The sequence below is a fragment of the Sporosarcina sp. JAI121 genome (assembly GCF_013408665.1).
In the GTDB taxonomy this organism is placed as follows: domain Bacteria; phylum Bacillota; class Bacilli; order Bacillales_A; family Planococcaceae; genus Sporosarcina.
Genome location: NZ_JACCCL010000001.1, coordinates 669,530 through 695,892, shown reverse-complemented (window position 1 = coordinate 695,892; position 26,363 = coordinate 669,530). Strand labels below are relative to the sequence as shown.

Annotated in this window: 20 protein-coding genes and 1 pseudogene; 10 read left to right on the top strand and 11 right to left on the bottom strand. The window is 44.3% G+C overall.

The features are described 5' to 3' along the window. The 3 genes and pseudogenes from HDC33_RS03195 to HDC33_RS03185 form a co-directional block, all read left to right on the top strand. Positions 1–765, top strand: a pseudogene (locus HDC33_RS03195) (collagen-like protein); the annotation flags it as partial. A gap of 1,016 nt (positions 766–1,781) precedes the next feature. Then, entirely contained in the window at positions 1,782–3,368 is a 1,587-nt protein-coding gene (locus HDC33_RS03190) for a SulP family inorganic anion transporter (RefSeq protein WP_179391067.1), read from the top strand. After that, the gene (locus tag HDC33_RS03185) at positions 3,343–3,657 is read left to right on the top strand and encodes a hypothetical protein (RefSeq protein WP_179391066.1); all 315 of its coding nucleotides are present in this window, start codon (positions 3,343–3,345) and stop codon (positions 3,655–3,657) included. Before HDC33_RS03190 ends, HDC33_RS03185 begins: the two co-directional genes overlap by 26 nt. A gap of 47 nt (positions 3,658–3,704) precedes the next feature. On the opposite strand, the gene murJ is transcribed toward HDC33_RS03185, so the two are convergent. Continuing rightward, on the bottom strand, positions 3,705–4,988 hold the full coding sequence (gene murJ, locus HDC33_RS03180) for a murein biosynthesis integral membrane protein MurJ (protein WP_179391065.1): 1,284 nt from the start codon (positions 4,986–4,988) through the stop codon (positions 3,705–3,707). Next, positions 4,981–6,105 (bottom strand): glycosyltransferase, encoded by a 1,125-nt coding sequence (locus HDC33_RS03175; RefSeq protein WP_179391064.1) that lies wholly within the window; start codon positions 6,103–6,105, stop codon positions 4,981–4,983. Before HDC33_RS03175 ends, murJ begins: the two co-directional genes overlap by 8 nt. 304 nt (positions 6,106–6,409) lie before the next feature. On the opposite strand from HDC33_RS03175, the gene HDC33_RS03170 reads away from it, so the two are divergent. The 3 genes from HDC33_RS03170 to HDC33_RS03160 all read left to right on the top strand — a co-directional run bounded on the left by HDC33_RS03170 (position 6,410) and on the right by HDC33_RS03160 (position 11,658). Continuing rightward, complete coding sequence (locus tag HDC33_RS03170) at positions 6,410–7,306, top strand: C40 family peptidase (RefSeq protein ID WP_179391063.1); 897 nt, start codon at positions 6,410–6,412, stop codon at positions 7,304–7,306. 289 nt (positions 7,307–7,595) lie between these two features. Continuing rightward, positions 7,596–9,290 (top strand): N-acetylmuramoyl-L-alanine amidase, encoded by a 1,695-nt coding sequence (locus tag HDC33_RS03165; protein ID WP_179391062.1) that lies wholly within the window; start codon positions 7,596–7,598, stop codon positions 9,288–9,290. A gap of 190 nt (positions 9,291–9,480) precedes the next feature. Then, positions 9,481–11,658 carry a 5'-nucleotidase C-terminal domain-containing protein gene (locus tag HDC33_RS03160; RefSeq protein WP_179391061.1) on the top strand — a complete coding sequence of 726 codons (2,178 nt, stop codon included), beginning with the start codon at positions 9,481–9,483 and terminating at the stop codon, positions 11,656–11,658. Between the two features lie 96 nt (positions 11,659–11,754). On the opposite strand, the gene HDC33_RS03155 is transcribed toward HDC33_RS03160, so the two are convergent. The 3 genes from HDC33_RS03155 to HDC33_RS03145 all read right to left on the bottom strand — a co-directional run bounded on the left by HDC33_RS03155 (position 11,755) and on the right by HDC33_RS03145 (position 16,355). Continuing rightward, positions 11,755–11,934 (bottom strand): hypothetical protein, encoded by a 180-nt coding sequence (locus HDC33_RS03155; protein WP_179391060.1) that lies wholly within the window; start codon positions 11,932–11,934, stop codon positions 11,755–11,757. Positions 11,935–12,062: 128 nt separating this feature from the next. Further along, positions 12,063–13,751 (bottom strand): HAMP domain-containing methyl-accepting chemotaxis protein, encoded by a 1,689-nt coding sequence (locus HDC33_RS03150; protein WP_179391059.1) that lies wholly within the window; start codon positions 13,749–13,751, stop codon positions 12,063–12,065. A 234-nt stretch (positions 13,752–13,985) separates the two neighbouring features. Next, entirely contained in the window at positions 13,986–16,355 is a 2,370-nt protein-coding gene (locus tag HDC33_RS03145) for a bifunctional 2',3'-cyclic-nucleotide 2'-phosphodiesterase/3'-nucleotidase (RefSeq protein WP_179391058.1), read from the bottom strand. 364 nt (positions 16,356–16,719) lie between these two features. Between HDC33_RS03145 and HDC33_RS03140 the strand changes: the two genes are divergently transcribed. Further along, positions 16,720–17,598, top strand: a complete 879-nt coding sequence (locus HDC33_RS03140) for a glycerophosphodiester phosphodiesterase family protein (protein WP_179391057.1) — start codon at positions 16,720–16,722, stop codon at positions 17,596–17,598. 20 nt (positions 17,599–17,618) lie between these two features. On the opposite strand, the gene HDC33_RS03135 is transcribed toward HDC33_RS03140, so the two are convergent. Next, on the bottom strand, positions 17,619–19,118 hold the full coding sequence (locus tag HDC33_RS03135) for a class I adenylate-forming enzyme family protein (protein ID WP_179391056.1): 1,500 nt from the start codon (positions 19,116–19,118) through the stop codon (positions 17,619–17,621). Positions 19,119–19,317: 199 nt separating this feature from the next. On the opposite strand from HDC33_RS03135, the gene HDC33_RS03130 reads away from it, so the two are divergent. Further along, positions 19,318–19,521: a hypothetical protein gene (locus HDC33_RS03130; RefSeq protein ID WP_179391055.1), complete on the top strand. Its 204-nt coding sequence runs from the start codon at positions 19,318–19,320 to the stop codon at positions 19,519–19,521. On the opposite strand, the gene HDC33_RS03125 is transcribed toward HDC33_RS03130, so the two are convergent. The 4 genes from HDC33_RS03125 to aceA all read right to left on the bottom strand — a co-directional run bounded on the left by HDC33_RS03125 (position 19,518) and on the right by aceA (position 23,976). After that, on the bottom strand, positions 19,518–20,684 hold the full coding sequence (locus tag HDC33_RS03125) for a pyridoxal-phosphate-dependent aminotransferase family protein (protein WP_179391054.1): 1,167 nt from the start codon (positions 20,682–20,684) through the stop codon (positions 19,518–19,520). The two genes, HDC33_RS03130 and HDC33_RS03125, sit on opposite strands and share 4 nt — an antisense overlap. A gap of 225 nt (positions 20,685–20,909) precedes the next feature. Continuing rightward, positions 20,910–21,038 (bottom strand): protein YhfH, encoded by a 129-nt coding sequence (yhfH, locus tag HDC33_RS03120; RefSeq protein ID WP_218843155.1) that lies wholly within the window; start codon positions 21,036–21,038, stop codon positions 20,910–20,912. A 17-nt stretch (positions 21,039–21,055) separates the two neighbouring features. Then, the gene (aceB, locus tag HDC33_RS03115) at positions 21,056–22,633 is read right to left on the bottom strand and encodes a malate synthase A (RefSeq protein ID WP_179391053.1); all 1,578 of its coding nucleotides are present in this window, start codon (positions 22,631–22,633) and stop codon (positions 21,056–21,058) included. A gap of 62 nt (positions 22,634–22,695) precedes the next feature. After that, positions 22,696–23,976, bottom strand: a complete 1,281-nt coding sequence (gene aceA / locus HDC33_RS03110) for an isocitrate lyase (protein ID WP_179391052.1) — start codon at positions 23,974–23,976, stop codon at positions 22,696–22,698. Positions 23,977–24,201: 225 nt separating this feature from the next. Between aceA and HDC33_RS03105 the strand changes: the two genes are divergently transcribed. Together HDC33_RS03105 and HDC33_RS03100 are read left to right on the top strand one after the other, a co-directional pair. After that, positions 24,202–24,873, top strand: coding sequence for a LytR/AlgR family response regulator transcription factor (locus HDC33_RS03105; RefSeq protein WP_370457399.1), 672 nt, complete (start codon positions 24,202–24,204; stop codon positions 24,871–24,873). A 50-nt stretch (positions 24,874–24,923) separates the two neighbouring features. After that, positions 24,924–25,208: a hypothetical protein gene (locus HDC33_RS03100; protein WP_179391051.1), complete on the top strand. Its 285-nt coding sequence runs from the start codon at positions 24,924–24,926 to the stop codon at positions 25,206–25,208. Here the strand turns inward: HDC33_RS03100 and HDC33_RS03095 are convergent. Further along, positions 25,195–26,340 (bottom strand): polysaccharide pyruvyl transferase family protein, encoded by a 1,146-nt coding sequence (locus HDC33_RS03095; protein ID WP_179391050.1) that lies wholly within the window; start codon positions 26,338–26,340, stop codon positions 25,195–25,197. The two genes, HDC33_RS03100 and HDC33_RS03095, sit on opposite strands and share 14 nt — an antisense overlap. Positions 26,341–26,363 lie beyond the last annotated feature (23 nt).

Sequence of the window (26,363 nt, the reverse complement as noted above, 5' to 3'; positions counted from 1 at the left end):
GGACCTACTGGTGTTACTGGTGCTACGGGCGGCATCGGACCTACTGGACCTACTGGTGCTACGGGCGTGACTGGTGCTACTGGAACTGCTGGACCTGCTGGACCTACTGGCGTGACTGGTGCTACGGGCGCTACGGGCGGCATCGGACCTACTGGTGCTACGGGCGTTACTGGCGCTACTGGAGCTACTGGAGCTTCTGGTGCTACTGGAGCTACTGGAGCTACTGGAGCCACTGGAGCTACTGGAGGTACTGGTGCTACTGGAACTACTGGTGCTACTGGAACTACTGGTGCTACTGGAGCTACTGGCGCCGCGGGCGTTACTGGCGCTACAGGTGCTACGGGTGCAGCTGGTGGTTTATCCCAATATGGGTATATTTACAACCTAGGTGCTCAGACGGTAGCCATAGAGGCTGATGTTATTTTTGGTTCAAATGGAATCCTTACAGCTGGAATTACGCATGCCCCTGGAACCTCACAAATTTTCTTTACTACTCCAGGAGACTATGAGGTTACTTTCTCCGTGTCGGGTGTACAACCCAACCAATTCGCACTATTTTTAAATGGTGCACCGATTGTGGGTACAGTCTACGGTTCAGGTGCCGGCACTCAGCAAAACGACGGTCAGGCTATAATCGCCATTGCAGCCGGAAATGTCCTTACCCTTCGAAACCATTCTTCTGCCGCGGCAGTTACCCTTCAAACTTTGGCTGGAGGAACACAAACAAACGTAAACGCTTCTCTTGTCATTACAAAATTAAATTAGTTTTGAAAAGAAACGGGACTCTCGCAAATTAAAAGTACATTCGCTAAGGAGTTTTCAAGCTTTCGATAAGCTGTCAGGCTGGAATGAAATGGGCAACCTTTTATTTTTCGGGTTCATTCCACACAGCAACCACTTTTGCACTGTCCTCCTAGTCAGTTTTTCATACTGAGTAGAAAGGATTCAGAAAAGTTATCCATCTCCATTTGTTCCGGCTCTTCCACCGAACCGCCAACCAGGAGAAATAACAACGAAATCCAAACAATTTCTTCCCAATGGATCTGGAACTTCTTGAGCCAAAAATAAGAGAGGCCTTTTTACACTGCTACAATTGCAGTGTACGGAGGCCTCTTTCATCTATTCATTCGACTTGGATACTTTTTTTCAACGTTGCGTCCAAAACAAGTGCTCCAATATCAAGCGCTTCCTAGTTGAATGTAATGACAACAGGTGCGTATCCTGCTTTCCTAACTGTTGCCAAAATAGCTCCCCGTGAAAATAGTTGTCACTCCTATTGCCACTTTTGCAGCCGCCGTATAGTCACTTCATACCAATTTGATTTCCACAACGTGCACCTGTCCAATTCCTTGAATAACCTGGGGAAATATGTTCCTTCGGCTCACCCAACATAACATTGGATTACGCCTAGGCACCGATTGCAACGTTGCAGTTCCCGGAATGATATTGAGAATGATTCCGCCCATCTGTACCTTCGTCAGTTTTGTTGAATATATTTCTTAGGGTGAGAAATGGATCAAGTGCATTGTTACCTTGCTTGGATCATGCACCATGCGCACCATCACCGTGATTTCCCCTTCAATTTTATCCAATCTCCGATAACCGGGAGTATTCAGTTTAACCGGTTTGAAAAACAGTAAAGAAATAGCTCCTGTCTTCGTTGTTTCAATGGCATACGGGAAAACCCCTTTAACAGTCTCGGATTCTTGTCCCCACAAGATTTGTCAGATATACTAGGATGAGGAAGTTTTAATGAAGAATACCTGAACGGAGTGTGTTGAATGTTCAAGAGTAATCGATATCTTGACTACAATAGTGCCGCATTCCGCAAAGATCTGATTGCAGGAATCACTGTTGGTATTGTAGCCATTCCTCTGGGGATGGCTTTTGCCATTGCATCAGGTGTTAAACCGGAGTACGGACTTTATACGACGATCATTGCTGGTTTGCTCGTCGCCCTATTAGGCGGATCGCGTTTTCAAATTGCGGGTCCCACGGGGGCCTTCATCCCAATACTGCTCGCAATCGTTCTCCAGTATGGCTATGAAGATTTGTTGATTGCCGGATTCCTGGCAGGTATTTTCCTAGTCATCATGAGTTTTCTCGGGGTCAGCAATCTTATTCATTTTGTTCCGAGGTCCGTAACGATCGGCTTCACTTCAGGGATTGCCGTCATTATCTTTACAGGACAGTTAGGTAATTTCTTTGGAATCACCGGATTAGAAAAAAGAGAATTCTTCCATGAAAATATGATTGATCTTGTCAATCAGTTTCATACAGTGAACATTTTCAGTATACTTACCGCCTTAATCGGGCTTGTCGTAATATTCTTCTTGCCTAAAATAGCACCTCGTATTCCACTACTGCTCATTGCATTGCTGATCCCGACCGCCGTTTCAATTTTCCTGTTCCCTGGTAAAGTTGAAACGATCGGGACAGCATTCGGTGGCATCCCAAGCACGTTGCCAAGCTTCCATTTTCCACAAATTACACTGTCGAAAGTAGTGAACCTATGGCAGCCAGCCCTCATTATCGCGGCACTCGGTGCAATTGAGTCATTGTTATCCGCTGTCGTCGCAGATGGGATGGCGAAGGGCGAAAAACATGATTCGAAACGTGAGCTTTTCGGACAAGGTATTGCCAATATAATCACACCATTATTTGGAGGTATCCCCGCTACGGGGGCAATTGCCCGAACGGCTACGAATATCCGTTCAGGGGCGGTCAGTCCTCTATCAGGAGTGATACAAAGTGTTTTCGTTCTTGCCTTCCTGCTCCTGTTCGCGCCGTATGCATCCTATATTCCTTTGGCGGCGATGGCACCGATTCTTATGTATGTCGCCTGGAATATGAGTGCGCGCAAAACATTCACACATATTTTACTCGTCCGGTCAGGAGATTCGATCGTTTTATTGACCACATTCCTTCTGACTATTTTCATCGATCTGACGATTGCGGTCCAAGTAGGAATTTTGCTTGCGACATTGTCATTCTTACGTAAGATGAGTGGAAAACTGACTATAAAAGAAGCTGAACTTTCCGATGTTGAAATCATGACGTTCAGTAAAGATGAAAGCTCACAGACAGCAAAATATATTGTGGATGGACCTATTTTCTTCGGTACCGCAAAAGTGTTCGAAGAGAACTATCCAACCATTTTCAGCCCAGCTGTAAAAAAAGTAATTCTCGACATGGAACACCTATCTGTCATCGATGCAACAGGAGAAGCGGCGCTCTACGCACTTCTCGACGATGCAGATAAAGCAGGTGTACAAATCATTATCAAACGTTTACCCAAAGAAAAATTATCCCTTTTCAAAAAAAGCGGATTGTATGAGAGGATTGGGGAGGATAACTTTTTTATGTAATTCATCAATCGTAAAACTGATTGATACTACGACATATACTGTTGCTCGAAGCGCAGATATGATCGGTTCCGCGACAGATACGGTCACTCGAAGCACAAATATGGTCGGTTCCGCGGCAGATACGGTCGCTCGAAGCACGGATATGGTTGGTTCCGCGACAGATATGGTCGCTCGAAGCACGGATATGGTCGGTTCCGCGGCAGATACGGTCGCTCGAAGCACGGATATGGTTGGTTCCGCGACAGATACGGTCGCTCGAAGCACAGATATGGTCGGTGCTACGGAATAAAAAAAGTTGTCCTAGAAATCTCTAGGACAACTTTTTTATAGAAAGTTTTATAATTTCCATTTCACTCTCGCATATACAGCAAGCATCACGAAGTTCATGGCGGCACTGATGACCGTACCGTATGCAATTGCCGAAGCACCATATGAGTCGATCATCAAATAGATAACTCCGAGGTTAATGACAAAGACATTTATCAAACTGAAGATGACAGGCACCAACGAGTTGGCTTTTGCATAATAAAATCGGGTTATATAGGTGTTTGCAGCTAGGAAAAACATCGATAGTGTAAACACGCGGAAAAGCGGTACCGTCAGAAGGATTGACGCCTCCGTGAATTCCCCATGTCCGAAAACAAGACGGACAAGCGGTTCTGCAAAAAAGTAAGCGATCGCGGTTGCAGGCACGAGCAGCGCGAATAGGTAAAGCATCCCTTTTTTGTAAAGTGCACGGATAGTTTCCATATCCCCTTCCCCTTGTTTTTTACTAAGAAGAGGATAAATGACCGTCGTCACCGCTGTCATCATGATTGCCTGTGGAAAGCCCGTCAATTTAGAGGCAAAGTTAACCGCTGAAATCGTACCTGTCCCAAACCCATCCGCTACAATCCTGTGAATCACAGCATAAAATTGCAGCGATGCACCGCCGAACAGAATCGGCAATGCGATGACCCATAATCGTTTCGTATCTACAGACATAGCAAATGAAGGCTTCAATGAATAAAGTCTTGATTTCCTAAGTCCTGCATATAAAAATCCGCCCATCAATAACGCGCCTACCAGTGCACCGATACCATATGACTCCGGCCCGAAATAACTTGTCAGCAAAACGGCAATCCCGACAAAGGAGGCATTATATAGAAGGACAGCTAAACTCGACAAGTTAAATTTACCGTTTACATTCAATACACCGCTCATCCATGTCGATAAAACAAGTATGATGGAAGAAGGCATCATCCATAGGTAGAGATTTCGCGTCAGTGCGTATTCTTCTACGCTCAGTCCTTTGAAGAATAAATGCAGAAGCGGATCCGTAAAGATTATCAATATGACCGTAATCGCAACTGCTGCTACAAGAACTGTCGTAAAGGATTTACGAACGAATAATGCTTTATCCGTTTTCGTCGAATGGTATACGGATATGAAAGCCGTTGTCAATGCCCCGCCAACAACAAGGTAAATGAAATTCGGTATTGTATAAGCCGTGACAATTGCATCCGCAGCTGTCGAAGTTCCATATTGATTGGCAATCGCCATTTCCCTGACAAACCCGAACAGCCTGGCAACAATATTAATGACTGCGACAGCACCGATGATTTTCATCATTTTATTCATTATAATCAACCGGACCTTTCCCCGCTGAACGATAGATCGACAGCAAGTTCTCTAAAATCGTATCAAATGAGTGCTCGGCGATTTTTGCCTGCACTACCGTTTCATTGATTTCATCGGAATTTCCGTCCAGCACTTTCCATAAACCTTCAGCGAGTGATGCCGGATTCTTCGGTTCAACCAGAATTCCCGCACCATCTTTCAAGAGATAAGAAAGACCACCGACATCTGTGCCGACGACCTTTGTCCCCGCCGACATCGCTTCCAAGGCTACCAGTCCGAACCCTTCATGATAGGAAGGAAGCGCGAGCGCATCGGCCGCCGACATCCAAAGTGACAATTCGGCTTGACCGAGCGGTTCTATGAAATGGATATCCTCCACATCTTTCTCCCGGATGAACGACCGCAGCTCCTCTACGAAATGTGCATCTTTCTGCGAACCTATTACATATAACGAACTGTCGGAAACGGACATTTTCAATGCATCAAATGCTTCGACAAGTTCAAGAAGCCCTTTTTCCCGAATAACATTACCGACGAAGAGCAACATTTTCTCTTCTATAGGAAGATCGAGCTTTTCCTTCGCTTCCACTTTTGTGACATAGTTGAAAATGGACGTATCGACCCCCATACTCATGACGTGCACGTTCGATTCCGGAACACCAAAACGGTTTGTCACATCTTGCCGAAGTTTATCACCAACAACAATGACTGATTCAGCCTGTCGCAGAATTTTCCTTGTTATAGCGGCAATACGCTCATTTTTCGCCGCCATCTTGTCGATATCCCCGCCGTGAACGGTCACGACGTAAGGGATTCCGAACAATTTTTTCCCCACCATAGAAATGACGCCAGTTGGAAATGCATAATGCGCATGCGTTAACGAAAGCTTTTTCCGATTTTTCATCATGTATAGAAACGATCGAAGAAACCAGGAACCGTATTTCTTCAATGTTTGCATCTGCCCTTTTTCGGTATCCTGAATCGCTACTACATCGACATCAATCTCTGCCGACTGAAGAAGACTAACCTGATTTTTCACAAACAAGCCAAACGTAGGGTGTTGCGGTGATGGATACATATTGCTGAAAACAACTATTTTTTTCGCTTTATTTTTCATTTCAATCTCATCCCATCTTTTAATAACCTTAAAAGCTGCGTCATAATTTGCATTGAATGATTATACCATATCGCCCGACGATCGACCTCTTGATAATCAATCCTATTCATTCACAATAAAAAACGCCATTCGGATGGGGGTAAATCCCAGATGGATGGCGTTTGTCTATAATTACAGATTAATAGAACGGGTTGTAATGCTATTGTAATGTAACTGTAACCGAATCGATAGTTTAGCTGTGCTAAGATGTTCACAGACAAAGCACATCGAAAGTATATGTGCGAAAGGGGATCTTGAGAAAAGAATGAAACGACTTTTATTTATGGTTTTGGCGAGCTTACTAATTTCAACGTCCATCCCGCCCATGGCTTCGGCAGATTCTTCAACTGATCTTGTAAACACGGCACGATCCTATATAGGTACACCTTATTCATACGGAGGGACAACCTCTTCCGGTTTCGACTGCTCGGGATATACGCAACACGTATTTAAACAATCCGGGATTTCCATCCCAAGAACGACTGGCCAACAGATTGCTATCGGAACGGCCGTTTCAAAGAGTAACCTTAAAACAGGAGATATTGTATTTTTCAACACAAGCGGCAAAGGAGTTTCACATAACGGGATTTACATAGGTTCAGGAAAATTCATTCATTCTTCTTCAAGTCAAGGCGTCATGATATCTTCAATTAATGACCCTGCTTACTGGGGTAGCCGTTACATCGGTGCACGCCGTGTGAAAGATTTCACTCCTGAAACTCTCGTTGCAAAAGCTGATCCGGCACCGATAGCGATTAAATATGCAACTCGTGCTGAAATTGCAAAAACCCTTGTCGCAGAACTTGGTTTAGAAAAAACAAGTACTCGATCCGATTTTTCTGATGTACCAGCTGATCATCCTAACTTCAATGCAATCGTAGCAGTAGCGGATGCAGGTATCTTTTCAGGATATGACGGGAAATTCAATCCAAATGGTGAAATGACACGCGCTCAACTAGCAAAAGTGCTCGTGGAAGCATTCGGTCTTGAAGGGGCAACTCAAACTTCATTCACGGACGTACCAAAAGAGCATTGGGCGAATGACTACATCAACACGCTTTACCACCATGGTATTACAACGGGTTACGGTGATGGAACTTACGGCTTACATGACAAAGTGACTGCACACCAATTCAAAACTTTCATTGACCGACTTAATTAATAGATTCACCACCGGATGTTCCGATTACAGGAACATCCGGTTTTTTATTAAAAAATTCAATTATAGTTAGGGTGAAATAAAGAATGCTAGCAAATCGACTACGGCACTCTTGGATGCCTAGCTACTGTGCTACTAGTCTTATAGCTTCGGCTCCCCCTTGGAAGGCGCCTTCCCTAACTTTATGTAGATATTCATTAGTTTAAGATATATAGTTATTTATTAGTATAGCAATTTATGGGTATGACTGTTAAAATGAATCTATCAAATTAGTAAATTTAAGGAGGCAACAATGAAGACTATTAAGTGGGCAGCAACGGTAATGATGATTTTCACACTCATCTCCATGATGCCAGGACAATCTTTCGCTAAGACACAATTCACGGATGTAACACCAGATAAGGAGTACTTTGAAGAGGTCAATTACATAGCCGGTTTGGATATTATCAATGGATATAATGTAAAAGGAGTTTCAATGTTCAAACCCGGCAACAATCTGACGCGCGCACAAGCCGCTAAAATGCTGGTCATCGCTTCTAATAAACAGAACATCCCTACCCCATCATTAAAATTCAAAGACGTAAAAGCGGGAACGGAACAATACAAATATATAAGCCGTGCTGTTTCGCTAGGCTATTTTCAAGCCGGTTCCAACGGTTACTTCAAACCTAACGAGAATTTGAAACGTGACGAGATGGGGAATGCCCTAGCCGTTGCTTTCAAGCTTAATCAAAAGATTACAGCTGATAAACCGATGCAGCTGACAGATATGAAAGGCCATAAATACGCTGAACGTATCAATGGACTTTATTATGCAGGTGTGACAAAAGGAGATGCGGGAAAGTTCCTGCCGAATAGCTACCTTACACGTTCACAATTCACATTATTCCTGGCACGTGCAATGAATGATAAATATGCTTTACCCGTTAAACTACCGGAACAAACATCTAGAACTTATTTTGCTAGAGTTGCAACTAATGGTGAACCGCTGAACGTACGCTCACTTCCCTCAGTGGAAGGCAACATTATACAAAAGCTGAATAATAACGATATCGTTGAAGTGATAGGTCAGTCAGGTGACTGGCTATTGGTCATTCTTGGCGATAAAGAAGGTTATATCAATGGACGATACACTGTTGAAGTCGGAACCGGGAATCCTTCAGATAATGTTACTCCCGAAAAACCGACAGTTCCGGAAGTACAACCGGAAAAGCCAAGCGTCACCAGTAATCTTATCGGGAAAGTGACAGCTAAAAGCCTGAATGTACGAAAAGCTGCAGGCACAAGCTCTCCTATCGTCTCTTCCGTGAAACTTGGACAAAAAGTCGAAGTGCTTTCACTGGATGGCAGTTGGGCAAAAATCCGTGTGAATTCAACTACGGGCTTTGTCAGCAAAACCTATTTGAAACTGATCAATCAAAAAGGCAATCCACTTGCCGATCGCATCATCGTCCTGGATCCGGGCCACGGTGCCCATGATCCGGGCACGTCAAAAAGCGGCGTGACGGAGAAAGCCATCGTCTTGAAAGTCGGTAAACTTGTGGAAGCAAAACTGAAAAAGGCAGGCGCAAAAGTAATCATGACGCGCTCAAATGACACTTTCCTTTCACTTGAAAAGCGTACTGAATTCGCAAAGAAGAATTATGCAGAAGCATTTGTATCGATTCATGTAAATTCAGCCGCGGCAACATCAGCCAAAGGTACTGAAACGTTCTTCGATTCATCTTTGAACGTCAACTCGGCAGAGAGTAAATCCTTGGCAACTTATATCCAAAACAACCTTGTCAAAAAGGCCAACATGGTCAATCGCGGAGTTAAAGACAATCGTTTTTATGTCATCCGGAATAACAATGTTGCAGCTGTACTCGTCGAACTCGCTTTCCTATCAAACGCGGACGATTTCAAAAAACTGACGAGCGATGCTTACTTGGAAATTTATGCAGAAGCAATCTATCAAGGGCTAGTACAATATTATTCAGCCCAGTAATAGAATATGCCGGAGGGAATGAAACCATTCCCTCCGATTTTTTTGTTGTTTTCATTGATTAAATTTACTAAAAATTCAATTGTCCAATATTGGCCTTGGTGATACACTTGAATTACTGACTGTTTTGTCACTAATCATAACTTCCATTAAATGGCGAAATGGTAAAAACAATGAAAAGGAAGGTGTATAGATGACAACTAACTATTTTAAGGGAACTGCAACAGCTTTGATTCTATTAAGTGCAGTTGCAGTCACTCCTGTATTGGCGGCTGAAACACCGGCTACAGCATCGGGAGACTTCACGATGACCGTATTCCATACGAACGATACACACGCGAACCTGAACACGACTTCGGAACGTGCGGCGCTCGTCAAAAAGCTCCGCGAAGAAAAGCCATATAACGTCCTTCTGGATGCGGGCGACGTGTTTTCCGGAACGCTTTTCTTCAATGAGTTTGAAGGACAAGCCGACCTCGCCGTCATGAATTATCTTGAATACGACGCTATGACATTCGGCAACCATGAATTCGACCTTGGCGGATCTGCCGAAGGGCATAAGGCATTAGCTGAGTTCATAAAAGGTGCTAAATTCCCGTTCATAAGTGCGAACACTGATTTCTCGGCAGATCCACTTTTCGATGGTCTACAATCCAAAACGGTCGATGCAGAAGCCGAAGACGGTAAAATCTATAATGGAATCATTAAAGAAGTGAATGGTGAAAAAATCGGCATCTTCGGTTTGACAACGGAGGAAACGAAAGACATTTCAAGCGCTGATAAAGTTGTATTCACCAACTACATCGTCGAGGCAAAAGCAGCGGTCACCGCATTTGAAGAAGCCGGCGTCAACAAAATCATTGCCCTTACCCACATCGGTTTCAATGATTCGGACACTGTCGATAATGACTTGCTACTAGCGAAAAATGTTCCAGGCATCGATGTTATTGTCGGCGGACATACGCATGTTAAGCTCGACGAACCGCATGTCGTCAACAAAGATACTGAACCTGTCGTCATCGTTCAAGCAAATGAGTATAATAAGTTCCTTGGTCAGCTCGACGTCACGTTCGATGACAAAGGTGTCATCAAAGACTATAGCGGTGTCCTCCATGCTGTCGGCGGAGAAAATGCCGCCAAAGATGCAGGTGCAGCAGAACTTATTAAACCTTTCGCTGATAAAGTGAAGGAGACGATGGATAAACAGACTGGCGCCACTGCAGGCGTTTTCCTAAGCGGTCTACGTGACCTCGGTGGCGTCCGTGCGGGCGAAACGAACCTTGGTAACATAATTACGGACGGTATGCTTGCAAAAGCGAAAGAAATCGATCCTTCGACTGTCATCGCGATTCAAAACGGGGGCGGCATCCGCACCTCTATTCCGAAAGGACCAATCACTTATGGTCAAGCAATCGGTGTACTTCCTTTTGGCAATTCGCTCGCTCTGATTAACTTGAGCGGGGCAGAACTGAAATCCGTTTTTGAACACTCCGTAAAAGATTATCCGAAGGAGTCAGGCGGTTTCCTTCACGTGGCTGGAATGAAGCTCGTGTTCGATGGTAAAGCCGAAGCTGGAAAACGCGTCGTTTCCATTACGGTTGATGGCATTGAAATTGAAGATGACAAATTCTATAAAGTTGCAACGAACGTCTTCACTGCGCAAGGCGGGGATGGTTATGATGTCCTGAAAAAAGCATACGAAGATGGCCGGGTAAGTGAACCTGGTTTCGTAGACTGGGAATCCTTCGCAGATTATATGAAATCCATCGGTACAATCAACTCTGGAATTGAAGGCCGTATTCTGGCGAAAGTCCCTTATAGCGACGTTGCGTACGATAGGTGGTCGTATCCGTACGTATCAGATCTTTATTACCGCGGTATGTTGAAAGGTACGGATGTGGCATTTAATCCAAAAAAAGAAATGACTCGCGTTCAAGCCGCTTCTTTGATTGTTCGTGCACTTGATTTGAAAACAGAAGGCACTGCTGCACCATTCAGCGACATTGGGAATTATGCCGCTGAAACAAAAGCAGAAATTGCAGCCGCTTACGAAAACGGGCTTATTAAAGGCATTAACGGCAAGTTCATGCCTCGCGAAAAAGTGACGCGTGCACAGTTCGCATTGATGCTTGAACGTGCGTATGAAAATTACACAGGCAAAAAATACACGGCCGCTGCAAAAGCTCCCTATACAGACTTCGGCAACTATGGCGCTGAAGCAGTGAACGCAATCTCCATGCTCCATGAGCTTGGTATCACTCAAGGTTCTGATGGCAAATTTACGCCTGGCCAATCAACTTCGCGTGAACATGCTGCCAAAATGGTCTCGAACTTCATCTACAATAGTAAGCAAGTAAAAAAAGCTGAGTAACATCAATATGTAAAAAGCATGATCCCGCTCACCCATTACGGTTCGCGGGATCATGCTTTTTTCTATCACTCCGCCAAGATGAGGTACCTGCTATCATCACTTTTTATCAGTATGATTTTCTTTGCCGTTTTCAGCGGTGTCTTCAAATTGCTCAACTTGTTTTTCCTCGCTCTTTTTCGGCTCAAAATCCGGATACGGCTTGTCATTCGGCATGCCCGTAAAGCCCTTGTCTTGATCTTGCCCATTTGTCAATTCATGCTGATTTTTTTCCTTCATCATAAACAGCTCCTTGTTCATTTATATATATATATGAGTACCCTTTCGGGGGATTTTCAACCTTTTATCTACTATGAAAAAGCGAACAACAAGTCCGAAGACCGGTTGTTCGCTTTCTCGATTTCGAACTATACCCTAAAATGCCCCATTTCCATTTGTAGCTCTTCCGCAAGTTTTGAAAGCGCTTGGGCACTGGCTGAAATTTCTTCATTGACCGCCAACTGTTCCTCAGTTGCCGCACTTGTGTCGCCTGCAGATGCAGCGGCCACATCGCTCAACTGCTCGATTTCACTGGCACCATGGCCCACTTCTTCCGCCATCGCTTGAATTTCTTCAATGGCAGCGGATACCGTTTCGACTTTTGTCGCAACATCCCCGACTGCGTTCTGTATATCTTCAAAGACACGACGAGACTGTTCTGTTGCGGCAAGACCGATATCAACGCGCTCACTTCCTGCCGTGATGGATGTGACAGCCCGTCTCGAAGCGCTCTGAATCATAGTTACCATCGTGCCGATTTCTGTAGCAGATGCCTTTGACTGTTCTGCCAGTTTGCGTACTTCTTCCGCCACAACTGCGAACCCTTTCCCGTATTCACCTGCACGCGCTGCTTCAATGGCAGCATTGAGTGCAAGCAAGTTCGTCTGCTCGGCAATTGTCGTAATGAGCGTCGTAATTTTCTGTATTTCATTCGAATGCTGTGCCATTTCCTCCATAATTTCAGAGGACTCACGGATTGTTGTATGGATTGTCGACATTTGAACCGAAACTTCTGTTGCAACGTTCGCACCTGTAGTTACGAGTCCTGACACAGTTTCTGCAGCTTGTAGCATCTCTTCATTATTGGACGCAATTTCGGCTACGCCTACTGATAATTCCCCCATCGAAGAACTGGACTGCGTAATGATTCTTTGCTGCTGGTGACTGCCCATCAATTGATTTTCAGCAGTTTTGGCAACCATTTCCGAAGTTGCAAGACTTTCTTCGGAACTAGCTGATAGTCCTTCCGATTGAATCGCTAATTGCGCAGCGGAAACGTTGATTTTACGTACCATATTGGCAACGTCCGTCCCCATTTTATTGAAAGCGGCAGCCATGTCCCCGATTTCATCTCTGTTTTTAACATCCAGCAAATCAATTGTGAGATTGCCTGATGCGATTTCATTCAACCCGTCCGTCACAACACGAACTGGACGTGAGATGAGGCGGCTGATAATAATGGAAATGACAATGCCCGTTATCGATGCAAAAATGATCATCCCGACGACAAACACTCGCAATCCCGCTACGAATGTTTCTAATTCATTGCGAGTCTCATCGAGTGCCTTAAATTGATCCGCCTTAATGATAGCGGCATTTTCCAATACGTGAGAACCGATATTTGCTGACGCTCTCCCTAGTTCGATCGCTCTCCGATCTTTTCCTGCCTGAACGCTCTTCACAATATCATTTTGTAAATTTATATATTTCGTTCGTGACACGTCCATCTCTTCCAATAACTTCTGATGTTTCTCTTTGCGCAGAACGCTTGTCAATTCATCGTACAATTCGTTATAACGGTCAATCTTTTCCTCACGCGCCTCTAGATGTGATTCATCCTTGAACAACATAAACCCCCGTACCTCATCTTGTATTTCATTGTGCTTCAAGATGAACTCGTCTACTAGGTCCACTTTCTTGACTCGATCATCCAGTAAAAAGTTGTAATCAGTGTCAAGACGGATAGACGTCCATAAACCTACAATGCCAACGACGACAAGTAATACCAAAATTGCCGCAAAACCGGACCATAATTTTTTCGCTACAGTGAACCTCATCATTTCCCCTCACTATCTTTTAGCCTATTCAGATTATATAACTTTTGACGGATAAAAGCATCACTTTTATGTATATTCTGGGTATTCAATACCTTCAATGAGCTTTAGCGGGAGTGTTGGGTTGTTTTCTTTCGTGAAAATATTGTCTACTTCTGGAGATTCGTTGTTTTCTACCCCGTAAAACCAAAAAATGCGCCGGAGAATTTCCTTCTCCGGGCGCATTTTCACCTTACATCATTTCTGTTTCAATGAATATTTCGCGAAGCCTTCTTTCGTTGGAGCAAGGTATTCAATACCACTTCCCTCTTTGATGAAGTCTTTTGCTTTTCCGGATGTTTCGAATGTAATCTTACTGTTTTCATTCAATGGCGTGAACGACCAGTTGCTATCTGCAGATGGGTCGATTGTACCGACATCAATCATGTAATCCATGATTGCCTGACGGTTTTCATATGCATAATCGATTGATTCAGTGGCATTGCGCACACCCGGGAAGTTCCCGCTTGCACGGTAGTTGTTCGTCACGACGATGAATTTCTGTTTTGAATCAATCGGTTTACCGTCATATTGTAAATTGGTAACCCGGTTAGCCGATTCATTGATTGTCTTTCCATCGTAATCATATTTAGCAGGTTGTGTAACGTCAAATTCATATGTGACTCCATCAATAACGTCAAAGTTATACGTTCGGAATTCTTCGTTGATCAAATTCTGCTCTTCTTTAGAAGAAGGGTCGATCTGGTTGAATTGGCCCGCTGACATTTCAAGCCATTCCTTGACATCCGCGCCAGTCATGACGAGCGCAAATACTGTATTGTCGAATACATAAAGGTCAGCCACATTTTTGATGGCTACTTCACCAGCAGGTATTTCAGTGTAGTAGTTTGCACCATTCCGGCCGCCAGCTTTGAATGGTGCTCCAGATGATAAGATAGGCAATTTCTCATATTCCGTGCCTAGTATCTTATCTTCGACAAACCATTTTTGTGCATTTGTCACAATTTGAATGGAAGGATCATCTTTCACAAGGGCAAAGTAGCTGTTGATGTGCGCTGTTGTTTTGCCGACCGGGCTGCGTACGTACTCAATCGTTCCCTCATGCGCTTCTTTTACTGCATCGATCACTTTTTGATTGACTATGTCCGACTTCTTATCAATTTCCCGTACTGCGCCTTTGCCTTTTGCAACAGTCCATTGATCGCCCGCTTTTTCGAGATCAAGATCAATTACACCCAAATGGCTGCCAAATTTCCCCGGCATTATGACTGGCGTTCCGTTCACTGTTCCTTGTTCCATATCAATATTTTCAAGATCTTCAAAATCCCCGGGGAATACTGCGTGGTTATGACCTGTCAAAATCGCATCCACACCGTCAAGTTGTGAAATTTGATAGGTTACATCGTCTTCACCGACTGTATGGGTTTCATCGCCCATACCTGAATGGGCTAAGACAACGATAATATCCGCACCTTGGCCTTTCATTTCAGGAATGAATTTCTCAACTGTATTCACCGCATCTTCTACAGTCACTTTACCGTCAAGAAGGGCCCGGTCCCAGCGTACGATTCCCGGCGCGACAACACCGATAACGCCTACTTTCAAAGTATGTGGTTCACCTATTCCATCGAGAACTTCTTTATCAAAAATAGCATAAGGCGTGTAGCGGTTATTCTTTGTTTTCGCGTCATAGACATTGGCATTCAATATCGGAAATGATGCTTCTTCCAACACTGTATCCAAATACTCAAGTCCATAGTTGAACTCATGATTGCCCAAAGTACCAGCATCATATTCCAACGATTCAAGGGCAGCAAGTGCCGGGTGGAGTTCACCTTTTTCAAGTTTGTCTACGGTGACTTTATAACCGCCCAAAGGTGTCCCTTGGATCAAATCTCCGTTATCGAAAAGGAGATTATTCGGGCTTTCTGCACGTGCTTGCTCGATAAGGACCCCCGTTTTTGCAAGTCCGACCTCATTCGACATTTTGTCTTGGTAATAATCATAGTTGACAAAGTTCGTATGTAGATCGGACGTGCCTAGAATACGGAGTGAAACTGATTTTTTTGGCGGTTCCTTGCTATATGCGCCCACTAAACGATCAATGATTTTCGTGACTTGTAGTTTCGTCACGAGCTTCTGAGGTTTTGCAGTTCCATCTTCAAATCCTTGTAATAAACCAAGTCCGACACTTCTCGCAAGTTCGGCGGATTCATTTGTTTTAAATTCATTTTTATCCTTGAATTTATCGAGCAGTTCAATGGAGAAGACTTCTTTCGACTTTATTGCCCGGGATGCAATTAGGAAGGCGTGTTCACGTGTCAGTTTCTGATGGGGCTTGAAAGTTGTTGAAGTCGTTCCTTTTATAAGCCCTATTTTTTGCGCAGCTTCTACGTAAGGCGCCAGATGTTCATCGACATCCGTAAATTCAAGCGTCTTGCCGGCATTCAGCTCCACTTCAAGTGCTTTAACGACCGCTGTGATGTATTCACCGCGTGTCACATCTTGCGCTTTTCCAGCTGCACTTGCTTGTGTCGCAGATGAAAAACCGCTGAATGTCAGTGCCACAATGACAATCAAAATCCCGGTCTTTTTCAAAAAAGACATTGCTTCAGCTCCCTTAGTTTTATTTCATTACGGGCTCATGCACGGAATAAACAATTCTAGTTCCCTAGCTATCTCTCTTGTTCCCTAGCATATCATGATTGTTCGAATGTTCTGTATCCAAAACACTTTCTTTTTGGATAAAGGGAATAAAGGGCTATTCCGACGTGCAAAATAGCTATATTTCCATTTATATTTAACGGGACTACTCTTTAGATTTCTCAGCTACCGGCATTCAATTTACTTTGTTATATGAAGCCGTGCCCGAAACGGGAATACATGCAACAACTATAGTAAACATATCTTTCATTGTTGACCGGTTAGTTATTAATTTTTGCGTTTGCAATTCAAATAAGGAGTGATAGTGATGAAACGAATAACGGTGGCGCTTCTATTACTTTTATTGTCATCCGGTTCTGTGAAGCCCGCTGTTGAACGTGCGTCTATACCTGACGATGAATTTCTCGTCATCGCCCACCGTGGTGCTTCCGCCTATGCCCCTCCTCATACGTTAACCGCCTATGAGTTGGCTATACAGATGGGGTCAGATTACATCGAACTAGATTTACATATGACAAAAGACGGAAAACTTGTTGCGTTGCACGATTCTTATTTAACATTTCAGGATACCGAACAGGCCATTGCCGATGTGACGTTTAACGATCTTCAACTTTATTTACCCGGCGAGGAATTTAATGAAAGGAATCCCCGATATGCTTCCCCTATTTATAAACAATTACGCATTGTTGAATTGGAGGACATCTTTCATCATTTCGGTGGCTCGGTCAACTATTATATCGAGTTGAAATCACCTAAAAAGTATCCAGGTATTGAAGAGGAACTGTTGCGACAGCTTCGGGCGAATAATCTCCTCTCTAGTGAGAATGTAATACCTCCAGTGATCATTCAATCATTCAGCGAAGATAGTTTGAAGAGTATATTCGACATGGAACCGTCCATTCCGCTAATCAAGTTATATTCATTCAGCAAGGACGCTCATCTTTCGAAAAAGAAATTGGGGAAACTTAAAAAGTACGCATCAGGTGTAGGTGTGAACGTGGATTCTGTGACTAAGGAATTTATCGAATCGATGCATAAAGAAGGTTTGGTTGTCCATCCTTTTACCGTCAATGACGAAAAAACGATTCGCAAACTTATAAAACTTGGAGCGAATGGCGTGTTTACTGATAAACCGGATATCGCCGTTCGTGCGAAAAGTGAAGAAAGCAGTTTGGATGCCGACTAGGAACCGAACTGCTTTTCCGATCACGCCTTCACTGGTTCTCGTAAAACCGTTTTCAGTACTTTTCCGCTTGCGTTTCGTGGAAGCGTGTCGAGAAATTCGAGTACAGCCGGAATTTTGAAAGAAGCAAGCTGCCTTTTGCAACTATCAAGTACCGCTTGTTCAGTAAGCGTGTGTCCTTCCTTCAATACGATGAATGCCTTAACTACCTCACCGTACACTTCATGCGGAATACCGACGACAGCCGCTTCGAGCACTTCCGGGATGGCATACAACACCTCTTCGACTTCCAGCGGATAAATATTCTCCCCTCCGCGTATGATCATATCTTTCTTTCGATCTACGATATAAAGTAGCCCGTCTTCATCGAAACGGCCGAGATCCCCGCTATACATCCAGCCATCCCGTATCGTCCTCGCCGTTTCCTCGTCATTTTTCAAATACCCTTTCATCACTTGCGGGCCTTTCACGGCAATTTCACCAACCTGCCCCATCGGCAACGGTTTACCGAACTCATCCATCACTTCTACTTCCGTCCGCGGTAATGCCTCTCCGACAGAACCGATTTTTGACAGTGCATGCCGGTCTTTCAATGTCGTAGCCCCTGGTGAGTTTTCAGTCTGTCCATACAAGTTTTGGACCTTGACGTCCGGGAATAGCGCTTTCACTTTTTTCACAAGCTCATAAGGCATCGGTGCCGCTCCGTAGCAGAGCAGCCTCAAATTGGATAGATTCGCTTTATTAAGCGATGGCGTATTCAGGAGAATGCTGTACATGGCAGGCACGCCGAAAAAAATTGTCGCGCGTTGCTGCTCCATTGTGCGGATTGTTGCTTCTGGAGAAAATGCTTCTTCAATGATGACCATGCCGCCTTGGTAAATGACCGGAATGCTGAATACATGACTCGCCGCACAGTGGAAAAGCGGCGCCACAATATGCATACGGTCATTGTGATCCATCTCCATCGATTCACTCCAAATTTCAGCAATCGCGGCAACGTTTTTATTCGTCAACATGACCCCTTTCGGACGCCCGGTTGTACCTGACGTGTAAAAGATAACGGCTGTATCATCGTCGAGTGCTTCTCGTTTTTCTGCGGGCCGCCGTTCGCCGTCGATGATTTTTATAAATTCATTATTGATTACCAGTTTGTGTTGGAGCGCAGGCAACTTTCCATCTAGGGAATCAAACACGTCGGCAAGCCGCTCATCGTAAATAAGCCCTTTCGCTTCCGAATGTGCTAAAATATAGTTCACTTCCGGAGCGGTCAACTTCGTATTGATCGGCAGCGCAGTGAACCCTCCTATATGGCAGGCATAGTAACAGATTAGAAATGAGTCCGAATTCAGTAGGCAAAGTGCTAGATTATCATCCTTCCCATATCCTAACTCTTGAAAATGACGGGCCAGATTCTCGGCTTTCCGATAGAAATCCCCGTATGAAATCTCTTTTCCATTAAATGATGTAATGATTCTATCTGGATATGATTCGGAAATAATCTTCAATTTCTCTGCAACGAACATCGACAAACCCCCTTCAATGCTTTTTTGCCTATTGATAGATAATTATAAATAGTTAATTACTTTAATGCAAGATAATTGGTTGACACTATGAAATCTATTTAACTGGTGGAGTGTGATTGGTTGAAGGGGCTCAATGCTAGTAAGCAAATTTTTTTCAAATCACTCTACTCTTCTTCCATGGCGTTGAGATTGTGTCTGTATGGTACGTTATTTGATCGGTCATGGGGATTATATGATCGGTCTGCATGCTTATATAGTCGGTTATCTAGTGGATATGATTGGTCGGTACACTCTTATGGTCGGTCATCGAGAAGATATGGTCGGTCGGCACTCTTTTATGATCGGTCGCTCTCTTTCCATCAAAAAAGGGCCATCCTTGTATAGGATAGCCCCCTATTATTAATTGACCACTAGCACTTCTTCCTTAAACCGTTCAACCGCTTTCGCAGTATCAACTGAATGACCGATTTCATTCAACGTTTCACCGATCAATGCAACCGCGTTTTCCAACATTTCTTCTGTTGTGTTCCCCATATGTCCGATTCGGAATGCTTTGCCTGCTAAATGAGCAAGTGAACCCGCAACGATGACACCTTTTTTACCGAGTGCTGCACGGAATTCAGTATCGTTCACACCTTCAGGATAGAGGATACAGCTCAAAGTAGAAGCCGCAACGTTTTCATCGGCAATTGCCTTCATGCCATATTCTGCTAGGGCTGCGCGCACTGCTTTGCCGAATGCCGTGTGGCGAATAATTCTTTTCGGCAATCCTTCCACATGGACGAGTCTCATTCCTTCATCGTAGGCATAGATCAGATTTACGGGCGGCGTTGCGAAATATTTAGATGGATCGTTCATGACAGGAATCCAATTGTAGATATCGCAATAATAGGCCGGAACGCGTTTAATCTTCTCCCTGGCGGCCAATGCCGTCTGATTGAAAGCAACAATCGCAAGCCCAGGCGGTACACCGATCGCTTTTTGGGAGCCAGTCAAAATAACGTCAATTTTATAGTCCGATTGGCCATATCCCTTGCTCATGTCTTCTTCCATCGCGGCTGTTGCACAGACACCATCCAAAATGACAAGTGCTCCATGTTTTTTCACGATTGGCACGAGTGCGTCGAGATCAGCCGCAACGCCTGTGGATGTATCGGCATGCGTGATCGTTACCGCTTTATACTGCCCTTTTGCAAGTTTCGCTTCCACTTCTTCGGGAGTGACTTGCTTGCCCCACTCCGATTGAAGGACATCCACTTCAATGCCGAAAGCTTGTCCCAATTTAATGAACCGATCTCCGAAATAACCTTGGCTAAGGACTAATATCTTTTCCCCGGCAGCGACCGTGTTGACGAGCGCCATTTCCATTGCAATCGTACCAGATCCGGCAACTACGAAAACTTCCCCGTCTGTTTTAAACAGTTTTCGCGTCTGCTCAATCGAATTTTTATAAATCGCGACAAATCTTGGATCGGTATGGCCTCTCGTTTCACTTGCCATCGCATCATAAATGGAATCGACGACAGGCGTCGGTCCAGGTATTAGCAGCATCTCTTCATTTCGCATTCTATTTCCTCCTAGCATTTTTTCAGAATAATTAACCTTCACTAGTACTACTTCTAGACTTGTTATGGAACTCCTCTAATTATTATGACAAAGGTGAATAATCCCATTGAAGCCGCTAAGGCGCCTACACTGGTATTATACGGATATTCATCTGTTCACATTTATAGTCATGAAAACAAATAAAAACGGCTATATTCCAAATAAGGGAATAGAGCCGCTTCTATGTCATTCTTCGTTCGAACCGATACACCGCTCGCATTCGAACAATGGGGATTCGACCTGTTCAACAATTTCACATCCGCATTCACGGCAGATCTTTCTTGGCAGTTCTTTCGTTTTGTTGTTTGTCATCATAGTAATCTCCTCCATTTTCATTTTAGTTTTTCATAACCTGACAGTGTCAGAAACTCAACGAAGTCATCTTGCAATGTCAATGATGAAAACAATTCAGCTGCGGCTTCATATTTATCAACGCGAAATGCATTTTCACCGACAGTCTGTTTAATTACTTCCAGTTCTTCTTGCAGCACTTCCTTAACTAATTGTTCCGTAATGTCACGTCCATCGTTAAGTTTCCCCTGCGGATGACGAATCCATTGCCACACTTGCGATCTTGAAATTTCTGCTGTCGCCGCGTCTTCCATCAAGTTATTGATAGGGGCCGCTCCGTTCCCTCTAAGCCAAGAGGCGATGTATTGGGCGCCTACACTGCAATTCATCCGCAGTCCGTCTTCAGTAATCGTTCCTTCAGGGACTTCGAGCAAATCTTTGGCGGTAACATTGACGTCTTCCCTTTTCCTATCAATCTGATTCGGCGTCGGCATATGTTCGTTGAACTGCTCGAGCGCCACCGCGACGAGTCCCGGATGCGCCACCCATGTTCCGTCATGTCCGTCTGTCGCTTCGCGGCGTTTGTCCTCACTTACTTTGCCGAACGCCGCTTCGTTCGCTTCAGGATCATTTTTAATCGGGATTTGTGCCGCCATTCCACCGATTGCCGGAGCATTACGCTTATGGCAAGTTTGAATACAGAGCGATGTGTAAGCCCGCATGAACGGCGACGTCATCGTCACTTGCCCGCGATCAGGCAAAATGACGTCTGGTTGATTGCGGAACCGTTTAATATAGCTGAAAATATAATCCCAACGTCCACAGTTCAAACCCGCTGAGTGATCCCGAAGCTCATAAAGGATTTCGTCCATTTCAAATGCTGCTACAATCGTTTCGATTAACACCGTTGCCCGTATTGTTCCAGTTGGAATACCAAGCTGCTGTTGTGCAAAAACGAACACTTCATTCCACAATCTTGCTTCCAGATGGCTTTCCAGCTTTGGTAAATAGAAGTAAGGTCCAGAGCCGCGTGCGATTAATTCTTTCGCGTTATGGAAGAAATAAAGTCCAAAGTCGAAGAAACTGCCCGCAATCGGCTCGCCGTCAATAGCGATGTTCTTTTCCAGCAGATGCAAACCACGTGGTCGTACCATTAATACCGCGGTATCATCGTTCAGTTTGTAAGTCTTGCCAGTAGACTGCTGTTCAAACGCAATCGTTCGTCGGACAGCATCTTTCATATTGAGCTGACCTTCCAGCATGTTTGCCCATGTTGGCGATGTCGCATCTTCAAAACAGGCCATGAATGTTTTTGCGCCTGAATTCAATGCATTGATGACCATTTTACGGCCGACAGGACCTGTAATTTCGACCCGTCTGTCCTGAAGGTCTTGGGGAAGGGGCGCAATCGTCCATTCCCCTTCCCTGATTTTTTTCGTTTCAGCCAAGAAATCGAGTTGCAAGCCACTATCAATATCGTTTTGCCGCTGCTGCCGTTTAGCCAGCAGTTCTTTCCGTTTACCATCGAAATTATCATGAAGTGATTGCAGAAATGCGAGTGCTTCCGGCGTTAAAATCTCTTCACTTTCGGCGGTCAGTTTCCCTAAGACTTCTATCATTTGAGATTTCTCTTGTTTTAGTAACAGATTGGTCACCCTCTTCGATTTTCGTTTGATGTAAATTATACAAATTGCGCAGTTTCTGTTGAGCCTTTCATAGCTGTTGTAGATGACGTGCCGCCTGAGATGATTTGTGATACATCATCGAAGTAACCCGTTCCGACTTCACGTTGATGCCTTGTCGCTGTGTACCCTTTGCCTTCATCCGCAAATTCAGCCTGTTGCAGCTTCGAGTATGCCGCCATACCATTGTCTTTGTAGTCATGTGCCAGGTTGAACATGCTGTGGTTCAATGAATGGAAGCCGGCAAGAGTTACGAACTGGAATTTGTAGCCCATTTTACCAAGTTCCACTTGGTATTTCGCGATTGTTTCTTTGTCCAGATTCGCTTCCCAGTTGAATGATGGTGAACAGTTATAAGCAAGCATTTTCCCAGGGAATTTCGCATGGATTGCATCAGCAAACTGTTGCGCTTCTTCTAGGGACGGATGGGATGTTTCACACCATACAAGATCTGCGTAAGGTGCATACGCCAAACCGCGTGCAATCGCTTGGTCGATACCAGGTTTTGTACGGTAGAAACCTTCTGGTGTACGTTCTCCAGTCAAGAAAGCGTGGTCTGCCGGATCGATGTCGCTTGTGACCATATCTGCAGCGTCCGCATCTGTGCGTGAAATAAGAACAGTCGGTACGCCGAGAACGTCAGCCGCAAGCCTTGCAGCAACTAGATTACGGATCGCATTTTGTGTCGGCAGCAATACTTTTCCGCCCAAGTGTCCGCATTTCTTTTCAGATGCAAGCTGGTCTTCAAGGTGAACGCCTGCAGCACCAGCTTCAATCATGCCTTTCATCAGTTCGTAGACGTTCAGAGGTCCTCCGAAACCTGCTTCGGCATCCGCTACAATCGGGGCAAACCAGTCAAATCCATCTTCGCGCCCTTCTGAATGATCGATTTGGTCAGCCCGTTGAAGTGCTTGGTTGATACGCTTGACAACAGATGGAACACTGTTTGCCGGATAAAGACTTTGATCGGGATACATTTGGCCTGAAAGGTTTGCATCCGCCGCCACTTGCCAGCCGCTAAGATAGATTGCTTGAAGTCCGGCTTTAACTTGTTGCACCGCTTGATTACCCGTTAATGCGCCAAGTGCATTGACGAAATCTTCTTCATGCAATGAATTCCATAAACGAGTTGCCCCTTTTGTCGCCAATGTTTGTTCAATCAAAACGGATCCGCGAAGTTTAACAACATCTTCGGCTGAATAAGGGCGTTCAATCCCTCTCCATCTTTTATCCTCTGCCCAGCTTTTCTCCAATTGTTCAATCTGCTTTTGTCTTGTCATATCAACGTCACACCTTCCAGTTTTTTAACAGACAGCTAGTTTTGAAATTAATTCTTTCGTACTGTTTCATAACAGCTGAAGTTGTTATACAGTAATATATAACAGAATAGATTATGTTGTCTGTACATTCCGACAAAAGGTTGTTATTTTAGGATGAACGCAAGTTATAGGGGATGAAATAGTTTATTAGCAATAGATTCAGAGAAAGCAAAGGGGGAAACACATGTGAATAAGGATAAAGAGGATATCGCGAAAGAAGTATTACAGCAATACGCCGTCATTTTGGAAGATTGGATACCGAAAGATGCCGCCATTGCGATTGCAATCAGGGATCGCTACGTTTATTTCAAGGAAGGGATGCATGACATCCGTTTAACAGAAGGGCAACCCGTCAGGCCGGAGAGCGTTGCGGATATGGTAATGAAGCAGCGGCTTAAAGTGGATACAGTCGTGGATAAATCACTATTCGGAATCCCGTACTATAGCGTCGGCTATCCGATTGACCTTCAAGGTGAACCCGGCGCACTAATCATTATCTTGCCACCCAACTATCATGTTTTGAGACACGAACCATTTCGCTTCCTTACAGGAAAGCAGGAGGAAGACTGGAGCCCGATTCCAGTCGATGAGATTGATTATATCGAGAGCTTACAGAAGAAAACTTGGTTTTATGTTGATAATGAACAGTATTGTACCAGCCATACGTTGAAAGACTTACAATTGCGACTTCCGAAGACATTTCTGCGTATCCACCGATCCTATATCGTTAATATTTTATCCATCAAGCGTATTTCAAGGGATATCACTTCGAATTTGTTGGTGACGTTGAGGGATGGAACAGAGTTGTCCGTCAGCCAGACGTATTTGAGTGAGGTTAAGAAGGTACTTGGGTTTTAGTGGATTGATAGGTTGGTAGGCGCGGGGATACGGTCGGTTGGCGATGTTATATGGTCGGTCGGCACACTTATATGATTGGTAAGCAATGCGATATGGGCGGTCGCCACACCTTTATGATCGGTCGGCAATCTGTTATGGTCGGTTGGCGCACTTATATGATCGGTCGGCAATACGATATGGGCGGTTGCCACGCTTATATGATCGGTCGGCAATCTGTTATGGTCGGTCGACATTCTTATATGGTCGGTCGCCATACTTATATGAGCAATACAAAAACAGCCGTAAAAGTGAAATTCACTTTTACGGCTGTTTTACTGTTATTCACTTTTTATTAACTGCTTTTACAAACTGCTCTGTCCCATTCATCGACTCATCGTACAACTCTTGGGATAGTTTTTTCGTATTTTCAATTGTTGCGGACCAATTTTCTTTCATTTCATTGAATGCATCCAGGAATAATGTTTCTTGTTTGTTGATGTCCCCAATCGGGAATGCATACTTTTCCAGGTGGGCGAGCTTCATGAAGTCGTTCACCTTATGATGATAGGATATCGCCATGATAGGCGTTTCAGTACATGTTGCCAAAATCAATGAATGTAGTCTCGTTCCGATAATGATGTCCTGCTGGGCTGTAACATCGAGGATGTCATCAGGCAGAAGATTGGAATCGATAATGGTTATGTTGTCTTTGTGTATCATTTTCTTTTCGATATCTTTTGTGACATCTGCATCCTGCGGAAACTTCGTTGCGAAAAAAGTCAGTTCAACATTATGGTGTGCAGCAATATTGTCCAGGTTTTTTGCCATGCCTTCTATATAGTCGTTATAGATTGCGGGATTTCCCTCTGGCCAATAACCTGCATTGTAATATGGAACAGCGGTGATTCCGATTTTGGTCGGGATTTCCGATTTTTCCGTGCTTGATTGACGCAATGAAAATGCCGGATCGCCGATTGTCAGGACTTGTTCTTTCACGCCAACTGATTTTAACAGCTCGACGGATTCCGGATCGCGTACCGAAATACTTTCTGCATGTTTAGCCATATAGCGGATGAACCATTTTCCTAAATCGCTGCTAAGCGGACCCGCTCCGCATCCGTATACGACGTAAGGTGTTTTCGAGTTTTTAGCCATCATTGCGTATGATCCGAATAACGGTGCTTCCCTTTTATATAAATCCATTAGGATACCGCCGCCGCCGATAATAAGAAAATCAAACGTCTTGACGATTCTTTTATTATTTTTGTACGTTGCAAAAAATGTTTTTACCGCATTGCCGCTTTTATAATACAGCGGAAAACTTGTGACTCCATACCGTTCTGCCGTCTGTTTGGGATTGTTACTGAAAACCGTTATCTCATTGCTGTTTATCTTGAATGTGGACGTCACTTGTTTGATGATGCTGAGTAAAATCGCTTCGTCACCGTTATTATCGTTGCCGTAATTTCCTACAATACCGATTTTCATTTTAAAACTTCCTTTAATAATTG